This window comes from Rhizobium gallicum bv. gallicum R602sp (assembly GCF_000816845.1).
Taxonomy (GTDB): domain Bacteria; phylum Pseudomonadota; class Alphaproteobacteria; order Rhizobiales; family Rhizobiaceae; genus Rhizobium; species Rhizobium gallicum.
The window spans coordinates 4,060,580-4,080,900 of the sequence record NZ_CP006877.1 but is presented as its reverse complement, the minus strand read 5'-3'; the positions used below and the strand labels follow the sequence as shown (position 1 = coordinate 4,080,900).

At 60.1% G+C, this 20,321-nt stretch carries 18 protein-coding genes; 1 reads left to right on the top strand and 17 read right to left on the bottom strand.

Translation table 11 applies throughout. The features are described 5' to 3' along the window. Positions 1-278: 278 nt before the first annotated feature. The 9 genes from RGR602_RS19890 to rsfS form a co-directional block, all read right to left on the bottom strand. A complete protein-coding gene (locus tag RGR602_RS19890; protein ID WP_052451626.1) occupies positions 279-1,247 on the bottom strand; it encodes a hypothetical protein in 969 nt (322 codons plus the stop codon). Beyond that, positions 1,247-3,727, bottom strand: coding sequence for a class I SAM-dependent methyltransferase (locus tag RGR602_RS19885; RefSeq protein WP_203226176.1), 2,481 nt, complete (start codon positions 3,725-3,727; stop codon positions 1,247-1,249). Before RGR602_RS19885 ends, RGR602_RS19890 begins: the two co-directional genes overlap by 1 nt. A gap of 65 nt (positions 3,728-3,792) precedes the next feature. After that, on the bottom strand, positions 3,793-4,545 hold the full coding sequence (locus RGR602_RS19880) for a protein-L-isoaspartate(D-aspartate) O-methyltransferase (RefSeq protein WP_039846515.1): 753 nt from the start codon (positions 4,543-4,545) through the stop codon (positions 3,793-3,795). A 402-nt stretch (positions 4,546-4,947) separates the two neighbouring features. Next, positions 4,948-5,481 carry an RNA pyrophosphohydrolase gene (locus RGR602_RS19875; protein ID WP_039846514.1) on the bottom strand — a complete coding sequence of 178 codons (534 nt, stop codon included), beginning with the start codon at positions 5,479-5,481 and terminating at the stop codon, positions 4,948-4,950. A 10-nt stretch (positions 5,482-5,491) separates the two neighbouring features. Beyond that, positions 5,492-6,685 carry a divergent polysaccharide deacetylase family protein gene (locus RGR602_RS19870; RefSeq protein WP_039846513.1) on the bottom strand — a complete coding sequence of 398 codons (1,194 nt, stop codon included), beginning with the start codon at positions 6,683-6,685 and terminating at the stop codon, positions 5,492-5,494. Between the two features lie 78 nt (positions 6,686-6,763). Further along, positions 6,764-8,086 (bottom strand): S41 family peptidase, encoded by a 1,323-nt coding sequence (locus tag RGR602_RS19865; RefSeq protein WP_039846512.1) that lies wholly within the window; start codon positions 8,084-8,086, stop codon positions 6,764-6,766. Continuing rightward, positions 8,076-9,482, bottom strand: coding sequence for a murein hydrolase activator EnvC family protein (locus RGR602_RS19860; RefSeq protein ID WP_039847047.1), 1,407 nt, complete (start codon positions 9,480-9,482; stop codon positions 8,076-8,078). Before RGR602_RS19860 ends, RGR602_RS19865 begins: the two co-directional genes overlap by 11 nt. A gap of 142 nt (positions 9,483-9,624) precedes the next feature. Beyond that, positions 9,625-10,107: a 23S rRNA (pseudouridine(1915)-N(3))-methyltransferase RlmH gene (rlmH, locus tag RGR602_RS19855; protein ID WP_039846511.1), complete on the bottom strand. Its 483-nt coding sequence runs from the start codon at positions 10,105-10,107 to the stop codon at positions 9,625-9,627. 112 nt (positions 10,108-10,219) lie between these two features. After that, positions 10,220-10,663, bottom strand: coding sequence for a ribosome silencing factor (gene rsfS / locus RGR602_RS19850; RefSeq protein ID WP_039847046.1), 444 nt, complete (start codon positions 10,661-10,663; stop codon positions 10,220-10,222). 202 nt (positions 10,664-10,865) lie between these two features. Between rsfS and RGR602_RS19845 the strand changes: the two genes are divergently transcribed. Further along, positions 10,866-11,243, top strand: a complete 378-nt coding sequence (locus RGR602_RS19845; protein ID WP_039846510.1) for a winged helix-turn-helix domain-containing protein — start codon at positions 10,866-10,868, stop codon at positions 11,241-11,243. Here the strand turns inward: RGR602_RS19845 and modC are convergent, their stop codons facing one another. The 8 genes from modC to obgE form a co-directional block, all read right to left on the bottom strand. Continuing rightward, entirely contained in the window at positions 11,244-12,311 is a 1,068-nt protein-coding gene (gene modC, locus RGR602_RS19840; protein ID WP_039846509.1) for a molybdenum ABC transporter ATP-binding protein, read from the bottom strand. Next, complete coding sequence (gene modB, locus RGR602_RS19835; RefSeq protein ID WP_039846508.1) at positions 12,308-13,006, bottom strand: molybdate ABC transporter permease subunit; 699 nt, start codon at positions 13,004-13,006, stop codon at positions 12,308-12,310. Before modB ends, modC begins: the two co-directional genes overlap by 4 nt. Positions 13,007-13,055: 49 nt before the next feature. Next, positions 13,056-13,853 (bottom strand): molybdate ABC transporter substrate-binding protein, encoded by a 798-nt coding sequence (modA, locus tag RGR602_RS19830; RefSeq protein ID WP_039846507.1) that lies wholly within the window; start codon positions 13,851-13,853, stop codon positions 13,056-13,058. A gap of 242 nt (positions 13,854-14,095) precedes the next feature. Then, positions 14,096-15,343 carry a TadE/TadG family type IV pilus assembly protein gene (locus RGR602_RS19825; RefSeq protein ID WP_039846506.1) on the bottom strand — a complete coding sequence of 416 codons (1,248 nt, stop codon included), beginning with the start codon at positions 15,341-15,343 and terminating at the stop codon, positions 14,096-14,098. 820 nt (positions 15,344-16,163) lie between these two features. Beyond that, on the bottom strand, positions 16,164-16,748 hold the full coding sequence (locus RGR602_RS19820) for a nicotinate-nucleotide adenylyltransferase (RefSeq protein ID WP_223844030.1): 585 nt from the start codon (positions 16,746-16,748) through the stop codon (positions 16,164-16,166). Between the two features lie 37 nt (positions 16,749-16,785). Continuing rightward, positions 16,786-18,069 carry a glutamate-5-semialdehyde dehydrogenase gene (locus RGR602_RS19815; RefSeq protein ID WP_039846504.1) on the bottom strand — a complete coding sequence of 428 codons (1,284 nt, stop codon included), beginning with the start codon at positions 18,067-18,069 and terminating at the stop codon, positions 16,786-16,788. Continuing rightward, positions 18,062-19,231 carry a glutamate 5-kinase gene (proB, locus tag RGR602_RS19810; protein WP_039846503.1) on the bottom strand — a complete coding sequence of 390 codons (1,170 nt, stop codon included), beginning with the start codon at positions 19,229-19,231 and terminating at the stop codon, positions 18,062-18,064. Before proB ends, RGR602_RS19815 begins: the two co-directional genes overlap by 8 nt. After that, on the bottom strand, positions 19,218-20,297 hold the full coding sequence (gene obgE, locus RGR602_RS19805) for a GTPase ObgE (protein WP_039846502.1): 1,080 nt from the start codon (positions 20,295-20,297) through the stop codon (positions 19,218-19,220). Before obgE ends, proB begins: the two co-directional genes overlap by 14 nt. Between the last annotated feature and the right edge of the window lie 24 nt (positions 20,298-20,321).

The window sequence follows — 20,321 nt, the reverse complement described above, 5'->3', positions numbered from 1 at the left end:
CGTGTTGCGCAGGGATGGAATTGCGTTCCATCGAGCGCCGCATCCAGGATCCCAGCTAATTGCGGTTAATTTCTCTCAGTTCCTTGTTTTTTTGGACGTGCTGGGTCCCGTTTTGGCGTCGTCGGCGACCCGACGCACGCACGAGGTCGGCCATTTCCATTGCGAGGCCGGTGGCGCCTCGATAATGCCGGAGGGACGATCGGGATCTTCGATCCAAGTCTCCTCGTACTTCGCGGGAACGATGCTCTTAGCGCGTTTCCGGTGGCGAATAAGGGCATTCATGGCGGTCCCCCGCGCCGTTGAGAACCACGGCCCCTTGCGCCTGCTTGGCCGAGGATCCAACCTTCCAACTGACCAATAACCTTGTCATCCGGGACGCCGTCATCACGGTAGCCATCTACCACATCGAGCATACCGAACAGGCCGACCGTTGCGTCGAAACGATCCTCGCCGGTTTTGTCTGACCCAAATCCGTCGGAAATGGCTTCGCGTATAGCCGTCCCGTCGACCTGCGGGCGTGCAGCGAGCCAACGGATGAGATGGTGGCCGATGGCTTGGCGGCCTGATTGCTGTCGCTTGCTCCAGAGGGGTCGGCGGGGGATACCGAGCTGGCCATAGACGTCGCCGGGATAGGTCTCGGCGACGATGGTGACGTCAGGCTTCGCGAGGGCGTCGACCCCGCCGTCGAACGGCCAGAGGGCGATCTCAGCAAGGTTGGGGACGATGATCTCGCGCCAACCGGTTATCGCGGCCTTACCGACCTGATTGCCGCCCAACGTCCAGAAGATCATGCAGGCATTTCCCCGCTCGCCGGTGGCACGCTCGCAATGCCGGAGAAGATCGTTACCTGTTGCCACTCCCAGCGCGTCGAACAGATGCTGGCGTTGCGTGCCGCCCGGGCGCATTGGATAGAACGGACGGTGCAGCGAGATCTGGCGGCGATGCTCGGCGACCACGAACCAATCCGCAAAGGAACCCGTGCCGAAGGTCTGCAAGGCCTCGCGGAAAGAACAAAGCCCGATCGCCCTGCCATAAACCTCCGGCAATCCGATCGGAAAGTCGAAGCCCACAAGCGTCGCACCATCGACTTTGGCTCGCTGCCGTAGCCGGGGCAGTAGTGTCGCCGTATCACCGACGGGCTCCGGCGCCGATATCATCCAACGGCTACCGTCGTAAACAGCGACGCACGTCCAGCGTTTCTGTCGATCGATGCTCCAGTCGCAATGTGCGACGAGGGCTACGGACATCATCCCCTCCAGGATTCGATTGACGCATTCCCTGAACGGATCGGATGTTCAGGCGTTGGTTTAACTCGCGTACGGTCCTGATCTGGAACAAAGCCTTGCGGCGTCTGCGGAACGTATCGGTCCCACGACCCGGCGAGTAAGGCCGGGGCGACAAGATAGAGGATGATGGCGATCACCACGACGCCATTGAACCCGATATGCATTGCAAGCAGTACCGCGAGGATCGCGCTCAGCACCGACGCACAGCCATTGATCCCCCACGCCCAGGGGATAAACGCCTCCGAGCAGGCGCCAACGTGACCGAGGCCGAGGGGGAAGGGCATGCCCATGAAGACGGCGAGCGGCGCTATGAGGAGGAGTGCGATCGCGATCTTTGCGACATCCGGCAATGCCAGCAGCCGTTCAAATACCAAAGGCAGCGCGACCAGGTAGGTGGCAGCCAGGCATGCGATCACCATGACGGCGAGTGCAATGCCGCGCACCGCGGACCCGCGTCCGACGACCGCCATCCAGCGTGCGGCAAGGGCGCTACCCAGACCCGCGAAGGCAAGGAATCCCGCAAGCACGACGGCGACAGCGTAAAGCGGATGACCGAGGAACAGCACAAAGCGCTGAATGAAGGCGATCTCGATGAAGAGGAAGGCCAGGCCCAAGGCAAGGAAATAAAGCCCGAAGCGCAGTCGATGTACTCCTCTTGCGAGTGCCCGCCGGCGAAGCCAGAGCGGCAGCAGAATCAGGACGGCGCTGAGGATCGCGGCCTGGACGAGGGTCGTCGCCAGGATCAGGTAGCCCCAGTCGAGCATCGCTGCCCCACCTTGGGTGCGCAGCGTTAGGAGTTCGGGCAGGGCGCGCCAGCGGAAAAAGTCGAAGAAATAAGGCCGATCGTCAGTGGCCGGTGCAATATCAAACTTGTAGCGCTCGATGAAATCGGCCCGCTTCTTGGGGTCGAGGAGGGCGAGGGCTCCCTCGTAAAGATACTCCTGGTCGAGCTGGTTGTAACGGTTCACGTCGGCTGACGAGATGCCCGGCGCCCAGGAAATGTCAAAGAAATTCTCGGCCGCGAAGCCGCGGATGGCTGCGACGTCTTCGCCGGTGAACGCCGACTTGGCGACGAGGAGGGTTGCAGTGTTCCAGCTGCGGATCAGGGCGAGGTGCCGGCCTGCTTCGGTCACGCCATCAGCTTCAAGCGCTGCGGTAGCCGTGGCGAACAGCTTGAGGATGTCGCGTGGCGGCACCCGCAGCCATCGCGTGATGGCGATGATACCACCCGGTCTCAGCACTGCGAGGTAATCGCGCAGCGCCTCTAGTGTGTAGGTGTAGTTCTCATGCATGGTCTGTACGCCGGCCGCGGCCGCACTGAAAGAGTCAAGGAGCGGCATCTGGATCAGGTCGTAATGCTCGTCCGTAGCCGCGGCGTAGGCGCGCGCCTCGGCCAAATGCAGATGCACGTTCGGGCGGCTAAAGATGCTGCCGGCGAAATCCGCGAAGCGATTGCGAGCAAGGTCGATCATCTGCGGGTTGAGCTCTACGGCATCCACGGTGTCGGCTCCGGCGCGCAGCGCGAGCAGCACCTGCTCGCCGCCGCCGGCACCAAGGATCAGCATTCGCGGCCGCTTAAGGATGCGGTACGGGAGCGCCGCCGTTGTCCGGTCGAGATATGCAACTGTCGCCGGATCGCCGCCATAGGCGGTGATCGTCGTTATGCTGTCGCCATCGGTGAAGACGGCGAGTTGGGCGGGCGGCTCTTGGGTGTTGGCGAGACTGAGGCCCGGCGCGTACCGGAAAGGCACGGTCGGGCTCTCGACGATCGTCAGCAGTCCCAACGGGCTTGATCGCTCCTCGACGACTCGCGCGTTCGGCACTTCGAGAGCCATGCGCAGGCCCTTGTACTGCGACATATGCGGGCCGGGGTCCGTCCAGGACGGTGGTAGCCACACCGCGATGAGCGAGGCTGCAAGCCCTAAACTGCCCACGCCGAGCCAACGATGACGAGCCATGTCGGTCGCGGCGAGGGCAGCCGCGGCGAATCCCAGCGCTGCGACGAAGCACACTGCTGCAGGGGGAGGGACAAGAAACAACAGCCCGACGGTGCCCAGCGCACCGATCCCTGCGCCGACTAGGTCGAAGGCATAGACGCGTCCAATCTGGCCAGGGTGGCGGATGAAGGCAAGTCCGATACAGGTTGCACCGAAAAAGAACGGCAGGACCAGGACAGCATAGCTGGCCGCGAGCCAACCGAGCTGCCCCGGATTCCAGATAATCTCAAGCGCGTTGAACGGAAGCCGTTCGGCGCCGGCGACACTGGCAACCGCGGTCATGCCGAACAGGGCTGCCGACGCTGCGAACGCGGCGGGATAGCGTTCCACCAGGGGGCGGCGGGCGAACGCAAGGAATGTACCGCTCGCGCCGAAGCCCAGGAGCGCGATGCTTATGATCATATAGGCGAAATGATGCCACTGAATGATCGAGAAGAGCCGCATTAGGAGCACTTCGTGGGCAAGGGTCGCCGCCGATATGAGACCGACCGGCAGCAGGTGAACCACTCTCATCGAGGCTGACCGCCCCTCAGCGGCACGAAGCTCACCGGCAGCAGCTGCCGGGTCGTGATGCTTCCGTCCACTCGCTTCTCGACCAGCATGAGAAACTGGGTCGCGAAGGGACCTCCGACGGGGACGACCATCCGGCCGCCCCCTGCGAGCTGTTCGACCAGTGGCGCGGGGATGTGGCTGGCAGCAGCAGTCACCACGATTCCGTCGAATGGTGCGTGCGCGGGCCAACCATAATAACCGTCGCCTACCTTCACCTCGACATTGTCGAAGTGGAGCTCCGCGAGCCGGGCGGCTGCCCTTTCGCCCAGTTTCGGTATGATCTCAATCGAGTAAACCTTTGCTGCGAGCGGCGACAAGACAGCTGCTTGATAGCCCGAGCCAGTGCCGATCTCGAGGACAACGTCACCGGGTCCGACGTTGATCAGGTCGGTCATCAGCGCGACGATGAAGGGCTGCGAGATCGTCTGACCGTATCCGATCGGCAGCGGTCGATCTCGATAGGCCGCCATGCGCAGCTCCTCGGGGACGAAGAAGTGGCGCGGCACCTTCCCCATCGTCTTCAGCACCACCGGATCGATGCCCTGGCCCTCGACGGCTGACGGCGCTGAGCGAGCGTGCAAATTGATTGTTTCGATCATCGCCATACGTTCGGCAAGGCGATCCTGAGCGGACGCAGATGTCGAGACCACAGCGGCAGCGGCCGCCAGAACCGCGGTCAATAACGTTTGGCACTGGGCTAGTGGACGCATGAACTCTCTCCCGTCCAAGGCAGAGAGTATAGTGGCTGCGGAGGCAATTTTGAACAGGGCTCGCTTGGCTCTCAGCCGCTTTCCGGCTTGAGACTTCGCAACAAAGGCGACCTGGCTGACGGAAAGTGGTCGCGCCTACTATAACCGCCCACCCTCGATGAAGTGCAGAACCTTCAACCAATTGAAATCAAAAGATTCTCGATGTCGAACGGGATTCGAAAAGGAAGGAGTTGGGAGGCGAAGAGGGGACTGCCGTTGAAAGACTTGCCGGTGGCTATCCTGTTTTCTTCAAGTTTCCAACCTTGAACAGGAAAGGCCAAAATCATCCATATGTAAGCCTTGGCGTCCCCGGTTGTTCGGGGACCGGCAAAGTGGAATTGGATCGAGAGACTGCTGCCGTCGTCAGTCCGCTGCTCGCAGGTCGGCCAAGTGGCTGAATTCCGAAACGACCCGATCGTAGACGGCGCGTTTGAAAGGCACGATCAGCCCAGGCAGCTCGTGCATGGATTTCCACGCCCAGGCATCAAACTCTGGCTCGTGGCCGCCGGGCGGCGGGTTGATGGCGATTTCGCTTTCATCGCCTTCGAAGCGAAAGGCGAACCAGCGTTGGGTCTGGCCGCGAAACTTACCCTTGAGGCCGATGCCGATCAGTTGCGGCGGTAGATCATAGTTGATCCAATCTCTCGCCTCCGCGAGCAAGGTCACAGTTCTGATACCGGTTTCTTCGTAGAGTTCGCGGTATGCCGCTTCGAGCGGATCCTCGCCCTTGTCGATGCCACCTTGCGGCATTTGCCACAGTTGTGGTGAGCCATCATATTCGGAATTGCCAACCGGGACACGCCGGCCCGCCCATACAAGCCCGTCGCGGTTGAGAACCATCACGCCGACGCAGGCACGGTAAGGAAGGTCTTCGGCTTTGATTGTTGCCTGATTCACGGGATGCTCCTTAAGGATTTTTAGGATCTGCAGCAAGAGCAGCAACACCGACGATCTCAATGCCCCGCATCCCCGCCTCGTCGCTCCATTTGGATATTGCCTCAATACTCTCGTCGAAAGCCGCCGCAACACCAATTGCCTGGCCGTTGCGCTTGGCAATGCGCTCGAGCTCGTCAAGCCTCTGCAGGATAGCGTTGACATCGACCTGACCATCGAGCTGCAGGTCCGCAAAAGCATGAGGAAGCTCCGTTCCCTTCGCCACAGCTTCCGTCTTTGACTGCGCAGACGAACCGTCGTCGAGAAACAGCAATCCGCGCTTGCCGATATCGCGCATCACCGGCTCCATGGCATCGGGATTGGAGAGAAAACGCCCTCCCAGATAGTTCATGATGCCCGTATAATTGGTGATTTCGCCCATCGCGCGGTGCAGGTTTTCTATATTTCTTGCTGGCGACTTCGAGGTCAGCAGCGTCTCGGGGCCGGGATCGTTTGCCGGATAATCGAAGGGCTCCAGTGGAACCTGCAGGAGGATCTCATGGCCGCTGCGGCGCGCTTCCTGCATCCAACGCTGCAGGCTGTTGCCGCTCGCGGCGAATGCGAGGGTGACTTCCTCCGGAAGTTCCTTGATGGCGCGCTGCGTACCCGTCTGACTGAGGCCGAGACCGCTGACCACGATCGCCACACGGGTGCCGCGCGCGCCCGACCATGGACGTGCATACTGATCCATCGGGCGACGGCCATCCGGCCCGATGACGGGTAGGCGGCCAAATTGGCTGTCTTCCAGAAGGCTCTCATTCGGCATCGCCGCCATGCGCGGATCCTGGCCGACCTGCATGGCGTCTACTAGCGCCGGGCCGTTATCATCGCGTGGCCGCGGGCTGTATTTGGTCACAACCGAGCCGTCCCCGGTCACCATCCGCTCGACATTCGCACCGGAATTTGGGTCGGAGCGAGGCATGCCATTTGCGGCCTGGCTTTGCGTCGGGGGGGGCTGGCCGGTATCTGTTGGTGGTGACGCCGCTTGTTCGGCCAGAGGGGGCTGTGTCCGCTGAAGGCCATCGTCACTGAGCATCGTGTAGAGAGAAAAGCCGCCGATCGCGATCAGGCAGAGGCTGGCGGCAATCCGGCCGATCCGCAAGATATTCGGCCGCTTTCGGCCAGCCTTGCGGTTCTGGCCTAATGGTGCATGCAAATCCGTTCCCAATTTCCTCGCCCGCTCCAAAACCGGGAAACAGCAAAAAATCAGGCCGGATCAACAATCCGGCCTGACGACCCATGAAAGTTACTTGGCGGAAACCGCCTTGTCCGGATTCGGGGGGAAGGCCGGGTCGGTCTTCTTGCCGCGAAGCAGGTCGAACGCATAATTCAACTGCACGTCGTCCTTCGGATCCGGGGGAACATAGGCAACAGAACCTGAGCCTTCATCGGTCTCGCTCTGACCCTTGATATGGCCGCGCAGGCTGGACTCGCCCTCGGTTGCCATCTTGTCCTTCAGATCGTCCGGCAGCGGCTCCTCGACCTTGATGTCCGGCGTAATGCCGGTGCCCTGAATCGAGCGGCCCGACGGCGTGTAGTAAAGCGCGGTCGTCAAGCGGAGTGCGCCGTTTTCGCCAAGCGGAATGATCGTCTGGACGGAGCCCTTGCCGAAGGACCTCGTGCCGAGAACAGTCGCGCGGCGTAGATCCTGCAGGGCACCGGCGACGATTTCCGAAGCGGAGGCCGAGCCGCCGTTGACAAGCACGATCACCGGCTTGCCATCCGTGAGGTCGCCCGGGCCGGCATTGAAGCGTCGGGTCTCGTCCGGATTGCGGCCGCGGGTCGAGACCACTTCGCCGCGCTGCAGCAGAGCGTCAGAAACCTTGATTGCCTGATCGAGCAGACCGCCCGGATTGAGACGCAGATCGAGCACATAACCCTTGAGTTTGTCGGCCGGAACCGTCGTCTTGATCTTGGCGATCGCCTTTTCGAGGTCCGGATAGGTCTTTTCGGTGAAGGAGATGACGCGGAGATAGCCGACATCATCCTCGACGCGAGACTTGACGGCCTGTACGGCGACGATGTCGCGAACGATCGTCAACTCGATCGGCTTATCCGCACCCTTGCGGATGAGTGTGAGCTTGATCGGCGTGTTGACGGCGCCGCGCATCTTTTCGACAGCTTCTTCGAGCTTCAATCCGCGGACGGACTGGCCGTCGATCTCGGAAATATAATCGCCGGCAAGAACGCCTGCCTTGGACGCGGGCGTATCGTCAATCGGCGTGATGACCTTGACGAGTTCGTCTTCCATCGTGACTTCAATGCCGAGACCGCCGAATTCACCCTTCGTCTGGGTGCTCATATCCTCGGCATCCTTGGCATTCATATAGCTCGAATGCGGATCGAGGGACGAAAGCATGCCATTGATGGCATTTTCGATCAGTTTGTCTTCTGCCGGCGGCGTGACGTACTGGGCGCGGACGCGCTCGAAGACGTCCCCAAACACGGAGAGTTCCTTGTAGGTGGATGCCCCGGCCGCTTCGGCCGGCACTCCTGCCGCATAAATTACGCTCATGGCAGTCGCACCCATCAATGCGCCGACCAGAACAAGAGAAGCCCTACGAATCATTGCGTGCCTTTCCAGTGTCTTTGGCGGACCACCACGGTCGGGAATCGACCGGTTTTCCGTCCTTTCGAAATTCAATGTAAAGCGTTGGCCGGTTGGTTTCCAGCGCCAATGCTGTTGCGCTCGCGACTCTTTTTGCACCCATCACCGCAAGCGGTTCGCCTGCGAAAACGAATTTTCCTTGGCGCGTGCTGATTATGTCCATTCCGGAGAGGACCAAGTGATATCCCTCGCCTGCATCGAGGATGATCATCTGGCCGTAGCTGCGGAAGGCGCCTGCGAAAACCACCAGTCCATCCGCTGGCGCAGTCACCACCGTATCCGGATTGGTGGCTAGCGTCATTCCCATGGCCTCGTGTCCAGTGCCGTCGGCGTCGCCGAAGTGGCGCAGAATATCGCCCGCCACGGGCAGCTCCAATTTCGCCTTCAATTCTCCGAACGGATATGCGGGCGCAATGCGGTTTTTATCGGGCACACCGCTGTCGGCAAGTGCCCTGGCTTGTGCCCGCTGCTCGTCCGTGAGCAGCTTCCGGTTCTCTTCCTCGCGCCGGGCCGCTTCAGCGGCTTCGCGCACGGAGGCGATCTCGGATTCCATCGAAGCGACGAGGCCCTCGAGCGTTGTCGCTTTGCCTGCCAATTCCTCAGAGCGCTTCTTTTCGGCTTCGAGATCGGCAGCGCTGCTGCGGCTTAGCTTATCGTTTTCGGCAAGAAGCAGGTCCATGCGCCGCTCCTCTTCGATACCATTCGTCATGGTGGCGGTAAGATTTGCCTTCTCCACCACGCTCGCCGCCTGCAAGGCCGCGAGGTTGGCGAGATCTGCGGCAAGCTTATCGGTCTCCTTGCGCATGCCTGGCACGACAGCACCCAGCAGGATGGCGCTACGCACCGAGGCAAGCGCATCGTCCGGTGTCACAAGGAGAGCGGGCGGCGGATTGCGGCCCATGCGCTGAAGGGCGGCGAGCACTTCGGCAAGCAGCCCGCGCCGCTCATGAAGCGAGCGGCGGATGGCGTCCTCCTTGATGCCAAGATCGGCAAGCTTCTTTTCGCTTTCGAGGATCTGTTTTTCGAGCGTCTTGCGCCTTGCTGCGGAATCGATCAGCGCCTGGCGGATGTTCGTGCTGCTTTTGTCCAGATCGGCGATGCTTTTTTGCAGCGCCATCACTCTATCTGACGAAAGATTGATCGTTTTTGACAGGGCCTCGAGCTCAGTGCGGGTCTCGTCGCGCTTTTTTTTGAGCTCGGCGGCCGGGTCCGGCAACGTCTGATCGGCCTGTTGAGATGTTCCGGCCCCGGGCGCTGCGACTGGTGCATCCTGGGCGAACGCGCCCGCTCCACCAAAATCGAACTGGGCGAAAATGACTGTCGCGCCGAGGCCAGCCGCGAATGCGGGCAGGATCAATCGCGTTCGCTTGCGGGCAGTTCTCGTCATGCGTGTTCAGGGGTAACTTTCAAATCGCGCGGAGACTATGCCGATTTGCCGTCATTTGCCAGAAAGATTGGCGAACAAGGTCACACTTGGCAAAACACGGCTGCGTGACTGATCAGACGCGGTGATAGGGGTGACCGGAAAGGATAGTGACGGCACGGTAGAGCTGTTCGGCAATGAGCGTCCTCACCAACTGATGCGGCCAGGTCATCTTGCCGAGGCATAAGGTCATGTCGGCGCGGTCGTAAAGCGCCGGGTCAAGGCCGTCGGCTCCGCCGATGGCAATCACTAGATCCCGTTTGCCCTGGTCGCGATAGTTGCCGAGGACCTTTGCAAAAGCTTCGCTGTCCAACGCCTTGCCGCGTTCGTCGAGGAGAATGAGAATGCTGCCTTCAGTTAGCGTCTTCTGCAGCATGGCTGCTTCTTCGCGCTTGCGCGTTTCTGCACTGGCGGCGCGACTTTCAGCAACCTCGGCAACGCGAGTAAATTCGAGACCGATCGCAGGACCAGCCTTGGCAAAACGGTCGAAATAGCGGGCCGCAAGATCCTTCTCGGGGCCGGACTTCAGCCGTCCCACCGCAAAAAGACCAACCCGCATCCACCCGCTCCTGTCATGCACCGCGAAGGCACAATACCGGCTTTGGGCCGGGTTCTCATGTTTCCGGCCTGTTTATTGCCGCGCTCAGGCACCGGACAAGCCGGCCCGCCTATCAGTGCCGCGTTTCTTCGTCCAAATCCGGCGCGCCCCACATCTTTTCGATGTTGTAGAACTCGCGGATTTCGGGGCGGAAGACGTGCACGATGATATCGCCGGTGTCGATCAAGACCCAATCTCCGCCGTCCTTGCCCTCAACGCGGGCTGCGCCAAAGCCCTCGTCCTTCAAGTCGGTGAGCAGATGATCCGCGATCGCCAGGACATGGCGGTTCGATCGGCCGGAGACGACGACCATATAGTCCCCCAGCGCAGATTTCCCAGCAATGTCGATGGTGACGATATCTTCAGCTTTGGAGTCCTCAAGGCTCGTGAGGACAGCTTGCAGAGCGCGGGCGGCGGCATCGGCGCCACGTTCCAGGCTCTTCGGGACAACGGCGAGCGTTCTTCCCTTGGCGTGTACTGTTGTCAGTGCTTTTCCTTTCCTGCAATAACAGAACATGCGCATCACTGATTTGGGCGAACCAAATCATGGTTAAGATAGGCATCAAACCGTTAATCTTTCAAGACACGAGCCGGTTTTCATTTCGCGAAGACTTAAATTCGCGTTCAAGATTTATGTCGTTACCGGCAGCAAGGCGGCTGTGTACAGCGCCAACGGCCAAGCGTAAAGTGGCTGCGATTTTCCGTAACTGCAGAACCGAATGGACACTACCGCCAGAAATCAACTCGTTCCCATCCTACGCATTAGCTTTCCACACGAGGATCGCCTAGGCCGCGGCAAGATGGAACTCCTGGAGCACATCCGCCAAACCGGCTCGATCTCGGCAGCCGGCAGGGCGATGGACATGTCCTACCGGCGCGCCTGGTTGCTCGTCAGCGACATGAACCGCATGTTCAAGGCGCCGGTAGTCGAATCCCAGCGCGGCGGCCAGAAGGGTGGCGGCGCTGCGCTGACGCCGTTCGGCGAGGAGTTGCTGTCGCGGTTCCGGCATATGGAGGACGCCATGCGGATAGCCCTTGCGGGCGATCTTGCCTGGCTGGAAGGCAACCGCAGTCAGGCCGAGGCGGCAAGAAAATAGTCACGGCTGCAGCGCGACTGTCTTGATGACAGCGAAGACATGCTTGTTGGGCACAAGATCGAGCCTCTCAACAGACAGGGCGGTGATACGCGACAGGATGATATCGCCGCCGCAGTCGATCTGCACCTCGACCGTTCCGTCTTCCGCAGGCGATGTATGTCGGACGATGCCGTCGATTATATTCAATGCGCTTAAACCTTCCGGCCTGACGGTCGCCAGCATGACATCGCGGGAAGGAATGTGGACGCGAACGCGCTTGCCCGGCGGCACCGAGACACCCGGCACATAAAGGCGGGCCGCCTTCAATGCGAGCGTCGCAAGGCGATGTTTTTCATCGAAGCTTTCGATAGCGCCTTCCAGAAGGGCACCTGCTTCGCGCCGGTCTTCGGCCGCCGAAGGACGGCTCAGCACATCGGTCGCGCTGCCCGCGGCCTCAACCTTGCCATCGCGCATCACGACGACCTGATTGGCGAGGCGTGCCACTTCGAAGATCGAATGGCTGACATAGACGATCGGAATCTGCGTCTCGTCACGCAGACGTTCGAGATAGGGCAGGATCTCGGCTTTGCGGGCCTCGTCAAGCGCTGCGAGCGGTTCGTCCATCAGCAAAAGACGCGGAGAGGAAAGCAGCGCGCGGCCGATCGCCACCCGTTGCTTTTCTCCGCCTGAGAGATTGGAAGGGCTCCGATCGAGCAGGCTTTCGATCCCGAGCAGCTCGACGATGTGGTCAAAGTTTCCGCTTGGCGAAGCCTTGGGCGCGAACCAGCTTCCATAGGAGAGGTTCTTTCGAACGCTCAAGTGCGGGAAGAGCCTGCCATCCTGGAAGACATAGCCGAAACGGCGGCGATGGCGGGGGATGAAGATGCCTTTGGCCGTGTCGGTGAGTGGCGTACCGTCGAGGAGAACCCGGCCTTCATCCGGCCGGACGAGGCCGGCGATGATGCGGATCATCGAGGTCTTGCCCGAACCGGATCGGCCGAAGAGGGCCGTTACGCCGACTTCGGAGGTAAAGGCTGCATCAAGGATGAAGGCGCCGAAGCGGTGCCTGGTTTCGATGGTGAGCGTCATTCCGGGTCTATCCTCCGGCCAGCGAGATGCGCCATGAGTTCAGACGCCAGCAGCGCTGCCATGGAGATGACGATAGCAACCAGGGTGAGGCGCATAGCGCCGGCGTCGCCGCCTGGGACCTGGGTGAATGTGTAGATGGCCGAAGACAGCGTCTGAGTCTCGCCCGGGATGTTCGATACGAAAGTGATGGTTGCGCCAAATTCGCCCATCGCCTTGGCAAAGGACAGGATCATCCCGACGATGATTCCAGGCGTCGTCAGCGGCAGCGTAACGGTGAGGAACACCCATAGCGGGCTTGCGCCAAGCGTGCCTGCCGCTTCCTCGATCCTGCGGTCGATCGCTTCAATCGAAAGCCGTATGCTTCGGACCATCAGCGGGAACCCCATGACCGCACAGGCGAGAGCTGCGCCTGTCCAGCGGAAGGAAAAGACGATCCCGAAATATTGATCCAGCAAGCTGCCGATCGGTCCCCTGCGGCCGAAGAGGATCAGAAGAATGAAGCCTGTGACGACCGGCGGAAGAATGAGCGGCAGATGAACGATGCCATTGACAACAGCCTTGCCATAGAAGCGGCCGCGGGCAAGAAGCAGCGCAACCGCAATGCCGAACGGCAGGCTCGCGAACATGGCGACAACGGAAACCCGCAGGCTGAGCAAGATAGCCGTCCACTCATCATTGCTCAGGCCAAAATCCAAGTTGGGTATCTCCGATAGATCGGTTCGAAGCTGCGGATAAACTCCCTGTTCACTTCAGGATCGTAAAGCCCTGCGCAGTAAAGAAGGGAGCGGCCTTATCCGACCTTAGAAACTTTAGATAGGCAACCGCGTCCGGGTTCTTGCTGGCGGCAAGCAGTGCGATAGGGTAGATGATCGGCGGATGCGAATCGGACGGAAACATGCCGACGATTGCGACGCCGTCATCTGCCGCCGCATCTGTCTGATAGACGATGCCATAAGGCGCTTCGCCGCGGGAGACGAGCGCAAGAGCGGCACGAACGCTTTGGGCACCGGCAATCTTCGGCTCCACCGATGCCCAGACGCCGAGCTTTTCGAGCGCGGCCTTGCCGTATTTGCCGGCGGGGACGGATGTCACTTCTCCCATGGCGAGCCTGCCATCGCCAAGTAGACCGGAAAGATCAAAGCCCGGCTTAATATCGACCTGCTTTGCCTTATCGATGGCAGTCACCAGCACGATGCGGTTGCCAAGCAAGTCTGCGCGGGTGTCTCCCCGGATCAGGCCCTTCTTGGCGGTGTAGTCCATCCAGTCGAGATCGGCGGGGATGAAGATATCGGCTGGTGCGCCATTTTCGATTTGCTTGGCGAGTGCGGAGCTCGCTGCATAGGAAACGACGGCTTCCGTGCCGCTTTCCTTCGCCCAAGCTGCATTTGCGGCATCAAGGGCATTCTTGAGGCTCGCCGCCGCAAAGACGGTGATCCTGTCTTTGGCCCCTGCTGGCTGCGGCAACAGCCCGGCAGCGCCAATCCAGGCGACCACGGAAAACATTCCGACGACACGTTTCATCCATTGCCGGCGATCATGCATATCTTCAATTCTCCGACGAAATATTCACAGGAATATATCGATATCGATAGAATTGGCTAGGGATAGGTTTTGAAGAAAATATCGGCTTGGAGGTTGTTTGATATCGGCCAGACCACCACCGGCCATCGATAGCAGGTGATCGAGATTGCCGGGTTCGGGCAGAGCGGAAAATTAGACAGGCTTTTACCGCGAAGGCAAGACGCCAAAGATGTGGCCGCCGTCCGTCGCCGTGTGTTCCACCCTCATTGGACAAGCCGGACGGCGCCGAGATTATTGATCTCGTTGTTCGCCAGTTCCGACTTGCAATCGAGCTTGAAAGTGCTGTTGCCGGTCATGATGATTTTCTGGGCGATGATTCGGACGCACTCGCCAGACGTCGTACCATTGCCGGAATACTGAATTTCTTCGGCTGCTGGCATGTAGATGATGCCGCTGATGTTCGAGTTGCTGTTGCCATTGATCACTGCGGAGGACGTGTTATTGCGGTCGGCAACGATGACGAAACCCGCCCATGGCCCCGATGTCGGGGCAGTGACGTTAACGGTCGAACCGCCATGAATGTCGATTTCAGCGCCGTTGAGCAGGAAGAATGTGACCCCTTCGCCAGTGATGACCGACTGGCTCCCGAAATTCAGCTTGCCCCCGTCAATGATGTAGTCACCGGGCTGCAGCTTCACATCGCCCTTGACCTGGAGACCCTTGTACGTCCCGGGCACCAGTTCGCCCGAGCCGTTGTTCTTGGCCAACGTACCTGCTTTCGGCACCGTTTTGAGTCTGAATGGGTCGAGGGCCGCTGCCGTTCCCTCGTACGGCTTGTCGCATTCGAGATCGATTTTGTACGGCGAGGCGGAGATCTTGCCTGGCGTATAAAGACATTCCGTCTTCAGGCTTCCTGATCCACCGACATAGATGGCTTCGTTGCTGCGCGAGTTCGCGGTGATCGCACAATTCGACGTGTCGACCTTCGAGCTACCGGAAACCTCGAAGGCGCGATCTGCCGTCGGGCTGAGCGCCAGAATGCAGGCTTCGTTGCCCGCTTGGTAAGCGGTGCTGCTGCGGCGGGAGATAGGGAATGATAATCGAGTGAGAAATGCCGGCTGGTAGTTGACTGCGTAGTCAGCCGTCGCCGTTACCTGCTGTCCCGCCAGGGAATAGACGATATGCAGGGATGGAGGTTCCGCTGCCGGGGTGATTGCATCGTCGCCCTGGGAGACGGCAGCCGCCTCTTGATAATTGCCGAAGAACATTTCGTTCGCCAATTGAGTGGCTTCCGCCTCGCTGTAGCCCTCGCCGTAAAGGCGCACCGCCGCAAGCGTGGCGCTGTCCAGCGCCTCCTGCAATTTGTCAGCCTCGAAACTGGCATTAACGAAGTCGATCGCGACGGAGGCCGCCCCCAGCAAGGGAACGATTGCGACCGCAGTCAGGATTGCAAAGTTGCCGACCTCGTCGCGAATAAATCGATCGACATGCCGTTTGAGAACTTCACGCATGAGTATGCCCCAGTTCCGAGTACTCAAGCCGAAGTATTAGATGTTAGAGATATACGATTGATTGCTTATTTCATTCGAATTGTACGTATCCAAAGAATACAAATCTTACCCGTATACCGAAACGCTGGCTTTGCGGGTTCGGGGAATAGATGGGGCTGTCCAGCGCAAGTGCTCATGCGCCAGGTCATCAATCTGTTCGGCAAGTCGTAGTCACGCGGAAAACGCCGGATACGTGCCCCGAGCTACGAGGGCCAAGGTGGCCGGCGTCAATCAGTTACTCGAGGTCGATCAGTTACTGAGGCGCGAGTCCAGACCCAATTGCTCCGGCATCGAAGTCCGCGTCGGGCGAGACGCTGCCCTGCCGTGGTCGCGTTTGCTACTGAAACAGTCGGCAGCCGCTACGGCCCGACGCGACATAGCTTGGCGAATCTGGTCTGGTCCTAACTTCGTCGGTTTTGCGCCCTCTCCGGCTTGAGGACCGCTCCGCCCTCGTTTTTGGACTGGAATTCCGCTCAGGTGGATATGCTATTAGACTGTGCGAACGCGATAGAGCTATTTTTCCAATGCCGCAAAAAGCGGCAACAGTGAGATGTGGATTCGAGGAGCCTTGCGCGCATCGCATTGCTGCAATGCAATATACGGTATTCCAGTTTTCCGAACTTATGATAAAACATACTTATCGAAACGGCGATCTCCTCCTCCCAAAGCCGTTAGATATGGGTCGGCAGCACTCCTCCTCCCAGCTGTCGATCAAGTTTATAAAGCCCGACGGATCCTCCCCCGTCGGGCTTTTCATTTGTCAAACTTCCTGAAATTGCCGCTATTCAGCCGCTTTGCGAATAGCGGTCGAACTCAATGCCGAGCGCGGGCCATGAATAAAGGTCCAGGCAGGGGCGGATTTTTTCCAGAGCACGCGGGCATCGTCCTCGTCGATACGGGCGAAATCGAAGGTCTTTGCCATTTTTGACGAGAGATAGGAAAGCGTCGCCCCGGGGCGATCGATGACGGCGATCGGGAAGGTGCGCGCGATCTCTTGCCACTTTTGCCATCTATGGAAGGTTTGCAGGCTGTCGGCACCCATGATCCAGATGAAATGGATGTTCGGATTGCGCGCCTTTACCCTGGCGAGTGTATTTGCCGTGTAACTGACGCCGAATGCCTGTTCGAATGCAGTCACCTTGATATGCGGATCGGTTGTGATCGCTTCGCTGAGTGCGATCCGCTCGGCAAGCGGCGCAAGATGGTTGCGATTCTTCAGCGGATTGCCAGGCGTCACCATCCACCAGAGTTGGTCGAGGCCGAGGCGCCGTATGGCGATTTCCGCAACCAGCGCATGCCCTTGGTGCGGTGGATTAAAGGATCCGCCGAAAAGACCGACGACCATGCCTCGCTCGGTGTGCGGCATGCGAAGGTAGCGACGATCTATTTCGTCTGTCGTCACGTCAGGGCCGCGTTTGTCCGGTGCCGCGCACGCGGTATTTGAAGGAGGTAAGCTGCTCGACACCAACAGGACCGCGGGCATGCATCTTGCCCGTCGCAATGCCGATTTCCGCACCCATGCCAAACTCGCCGCCGTCGGCAAATTGCGTGGAAGCGTTATGCAGCAGGATGGCCGAATCGATCTCGGTGAAGAATCGCTCGACGACGGCCGGATCTTCCGCGATCACGGCTTCCGTATGGTTCGAGGAATACTTTTGAATATGTGCGATCGCGCCGGAAATGCCGTCCACGACGGCAACGGAAATGACTGCATCGAGATACTCGGTCGACCAATCCTCCTCGGTCGCCGGCTTCAATCCCGGGGCAACTTTCAACACTGTGGCGGATGCGCGGATTTCACAGCCGGCCTCGGCCAGCACTTTAAGAAGCGGTGTCAGATGCGTGCCGATTGCAGCGCCGTCGACAAGCAGGGTCTCCACGGCCCCGCAGATGCCTGTGCGGCGCATCTTGGCGTTGACGATGATCCGCTTTGCCATTTCGATATCGGCAGACTTGTCTACATAGATGTGGCAAAGACCTTCGAGGTGGGCAAAAACCGGCACGCGGGCTTCGTTCTGCACGCGGGCGACGAGGCTCTTGCCACCGCGCGGCACGATGACGTCGATTGCACCTTCCAAGCCCCGCAGCATGGCGCCGACGGCGGCACGGTCCGAAATCGGAACAAGCTGTATGGCATGCTCCGGAAGATCGGCTGCCTTCAGCCCTTCAACGAGGCAGGCATGGATCGCCTGCGATGAACGGCGCGAATCCGAACCGCATCGCAGGATCACAGCATTGCCTGCCTTCAGGCAAAGCGCACCGGCATCTGCCGTCACATTCGGTCGGCTTTCGAAGATCACGCCGATGACGCCGAGAGGTGTGCGGACCCGCTCGATCTTCAGTTCGTTCGGCCGATCCCAGGCGGTAATCACTTCGCCGACTGGATCTCTTAGCGCAGCAATGGCGCGGATGCCTTCGGCCATTTCGGTGATGCGCTGGTCATTTAGTGTCAAGCGGTCGATGAAGGAGGCAAGCATATCGGTGCCAGCGACATCCTTCAGATCCTTGGCGTTTTCGGCAAGGATGTGTTCCTTGCTTGCGAGGATCGCGTCGGCCATCGCATTCAGCGCCTTGTTCTTGGCCTCGGTGGACGCAAAGCCTAACGGTCGTGCCGCAGCCTTGGCCTTGCGGCCGATGTCGTTCATCAGCGCGTCAATGTCAGGGCTGTGCACAACGGTCTCAAGCATGGGCCGTGTCCTTCTTCTGTCGTTCCGATTTCGAATTTACCTGTGACGTCATCACCATATCGTCGCGATGGATCATGGCGGTACGGCCGGGATAACCAAGGATCGCTTCGATCTCCGTTGATTTGCGGCCAACGATCTGGCGGGCGTCTTCTGCGTCGTAGCTGACGAGGCCGCGGGCAATCTCGCGCCCAGAAGGGCCGATGATTGCCACGGTGTCCCCTCGGCTAAAAAGACCGATCACCTTGCGAACGCCGGCGGGAAGCAGGCTTTTGCCCGCACCCAGCGCCGCAACGGCGCCGTCGTCGACATGCAGTTCTCCGGCTGGCTGCAACTGACCTGCGATCCAAGTCTTGCGCGCGGTCACCGGGGTGCCGGAGGGTGCGAACCAGGAGGAGCGTGCGCCGTTCGAAATCGCCGATAGCGGGCTATCCGTTTTGCCGGAAGCGATGATCATTGCGCAGCCCGACGTCGTCGCGATCTTGCCGGCGTCGATCTTCGTGCGCATGCCGCCGCGCGAAAGCTCGGAAGCGGCACCGCCTGCCATGGCTTCGATCTCCGGAGTAATCTCGGCGATCGTCTCGAGGAATTCCGCCTCCGGATCGAGGTGCGGCGGCGCCGTATAAAGCCCATCGATATCGGATAAAAGGATCAGCAGGTCGGCGCCCGTCATCGTTGCGACACGGGCCGCGAGGCGATCATTGTCACCATACCGGATCTCGCTTGTCGCGACGGTGTCGTTCTCATTGATGATCGGAATGGCGCCGATCTTCAGCAACTGGTTGATCGTTGCGCGGGCATTCAAATAACGGCGGCGTTCTTCGGTATCGCCGAGCGTCAGCAGGATTTGGCCCGCCACGATCTCATCGCGCGAAAGGCTTTCCGACCAGGCACGCGCGAGCGAAATCTGGCCGACGGCTGCGGCCGCCTGGCTTTCCTCCAGCTTCAGCGCACCAGAAGGCAGATCCAGCACAGAACGGCCGAGCGCGATAGCGCCCGAGGAGACGACGAGCACATCCGCGCCTCTTGCCTTCAGTGCGGCGATATCGGCGCACATTTTATCCAGCCACGCGCTTCTGAGCCCGGTCTTGCGGTCAACAAGGAGCGCTGAGCCGATCTTGATGACGATCCGGCGGTAGCGATCGAGCGGCTTACGCGTCGTCATCCGTTCTGTCCTCGTCGGCAGCGATCATGTCGCGATGCCGCAGCTTCGGCGCTTTGGCCGGCTTCTCGCCGCCCGCATTCGCTTCGACAATGATGTCGCGCAGGGCTCGCAGAACCTCGGTCATGCCCTTACCCGTTGCGGCCGAAATCTGGAACGGCGTCTTGCCGCAAGCCTTGGCGAGCTCCTTCGTCTTCTTCTTCAGCGTCGCGTCGTCGAGCACGTCGATTTGTGATAGCGCAACGATTTCTACTTTGTCGGTCAGTTCGTTGCCATAGGCCTCAAGCTCGTTCTTCACCGTCGTATAGGCTTTGCCGACCTTTTCCTCCTGCGCCGAGACCAGATGCAGCAGCACGCGAGTACGCTCGACATGGCCGAGGAACCGGTCGCCGATGCCGACGCCCTCGTGCGCGCCTTCGATCAGCCCCGGGATGTCGGCGAGAATGAATTCCTGTCCGTCGATGGTTGCCACGCCGAGATTCGGATGCAGCGTGGTAAAGGGATAATTGGCGATCTTCGGCCGCGCGCGGGTGACTGCCGCTAGGAAAGTCGACTTTCCTGCATTGGGCAGACCGACGAGGCCGGCGTCCGCAATAAGCTTCAGATGCAGCCAGATCGTCTTTTCCTCGCCAGGCAGGCCGGGATTTGCCCAATCCGGTGCCTGATTGACCGAGGACTTGAAATGCGCATTCCCAAAACCGCCGTTGCCGCCGGCGGCAAGCCGGAAGCGCTGTCCTTCTTCCGTCAGGTCGCAGATCAGCGTTTCCTGGTCTTCTTCTAGCACCTGCGTTCCGACCGGGACCTTGAGCGTCACGTCGTCGCCATTGGCGCCGGTGCGGTTTTTGCCCATGCCGTGCATGCCGATCTTGGCCTTGAAATGCTGCTGGTAGCGGAAGTCGATCAGCGTATTAAGCCCGTTGACGGCTTCAACCCAGACATCGCCGCCGCGCCCACCGTCGCCGCCGTCCGGCCCGCCGAACTCGATGAATTTCTCGCGCCGGAACGAGACGCTGCCTGCGCCGCCGTCACCCGACCGGATATAGACCTTTGCTTCGTCGAGAAATTTCATTTTACTTCCATCATCGGTGGCTTT

Bases quoted from the DNA above. Each gene is read 5' to 3' on its own strand.
- RGR602_RS19825 (WP_039846506.1), bottom strand. From the start codon at position 15,343: ATGCGTGAAGTTCTCAAACGGCATGTCGATCGATTTATTCGCGACGAG.
- obgE (WP_039846502.1), bottom strand. From the start codon at position 20,297: ATGAAATTTCTCGACGAAGCAAAGGTCTATATCCGGTCGGGTGACGGC.
- modC (WP_039846509.1), bottom strand. From the start codon at position 12,311: ATGACGCTCACCATCGAAACCAGGCACCGCTTCGGCGCCTTCATCCTT.
- RGR602_RS19845 (WP_039846510.1), top strand. From the start codon at position 10,866: ATGGACACTACCGCCAGAAATCAACTCGTTCCCATCCTACGCATTAGC.
- RGR602_RS19820 (WP_223844030.1), bottom strand. From the start codon at position 16,748: ATGCCGCACACCGAGCGAGGCATGGTCGTCGGTCTTTTCGGCGGATCC.
- RGR602_RS19890 (WP_052451626.1), bottom strand. From the start codon at position 1,247: ATGTCCGTAGCCCTCGTCGCACATTGCGACTGGAGCATCGATCGACAG.
- proB (WP_039846503.1), bottom strand. From the start codon at position 19,231: ATGACGACGCGTAAGCCGCTCGATCGCTACCGCCGGATCGTCATCAAG.
- RGR602_RS19885 (WP_203226176.1), bottom strand. From the start codon at position 3,727: ATGCGGCTCTTCTCGATCATTCAGTGGCATCATTTCGCCTATATGATC.
- rlmH (WP_039846511.1), bottom strand. From the start codon at position 10,107: ATGCGGGTTGGTCTTTTTGCGGTGGGACGGCTGAAGTCCGGCCCCGAG.
- RGR602_RS19815 (WP_039846504.1), bottom strand. From the start codon at position 18,069: ATGCTTGAGACCGTTGTGCACAGCCCTGACATTGACGCGCTGATGAAC.
- modA (WP_039846507.1), bottom strand. From the start codon at position 13,853: ATGCATGATCGCCGGCAATGGATGAAACGTGTCGTCGGAATGTTTTCC.
- RGR602_RS19880 (WP_039846515.1), bottom strand. From the start codon at position 4,545: ATGCGTCCACTAGCCCAGTGCCAAACGTTATTGACCGCGGTTCTGGCG.
- rsfS (WP_039847046.1), bottom strand. From the start codon at position 10,663: ATGTTCTGTTATTGCAGGAAAGGAAAAGCACTGACAACAGTACACGCC.
- RGR602_RS19865 (WP_039846512.1), bottom strand. From the start codon at position 8,086: ATGATTCGTAGGGCTTCTCTTGTTCTGGTCGGCGCATTGATGGGTGCG.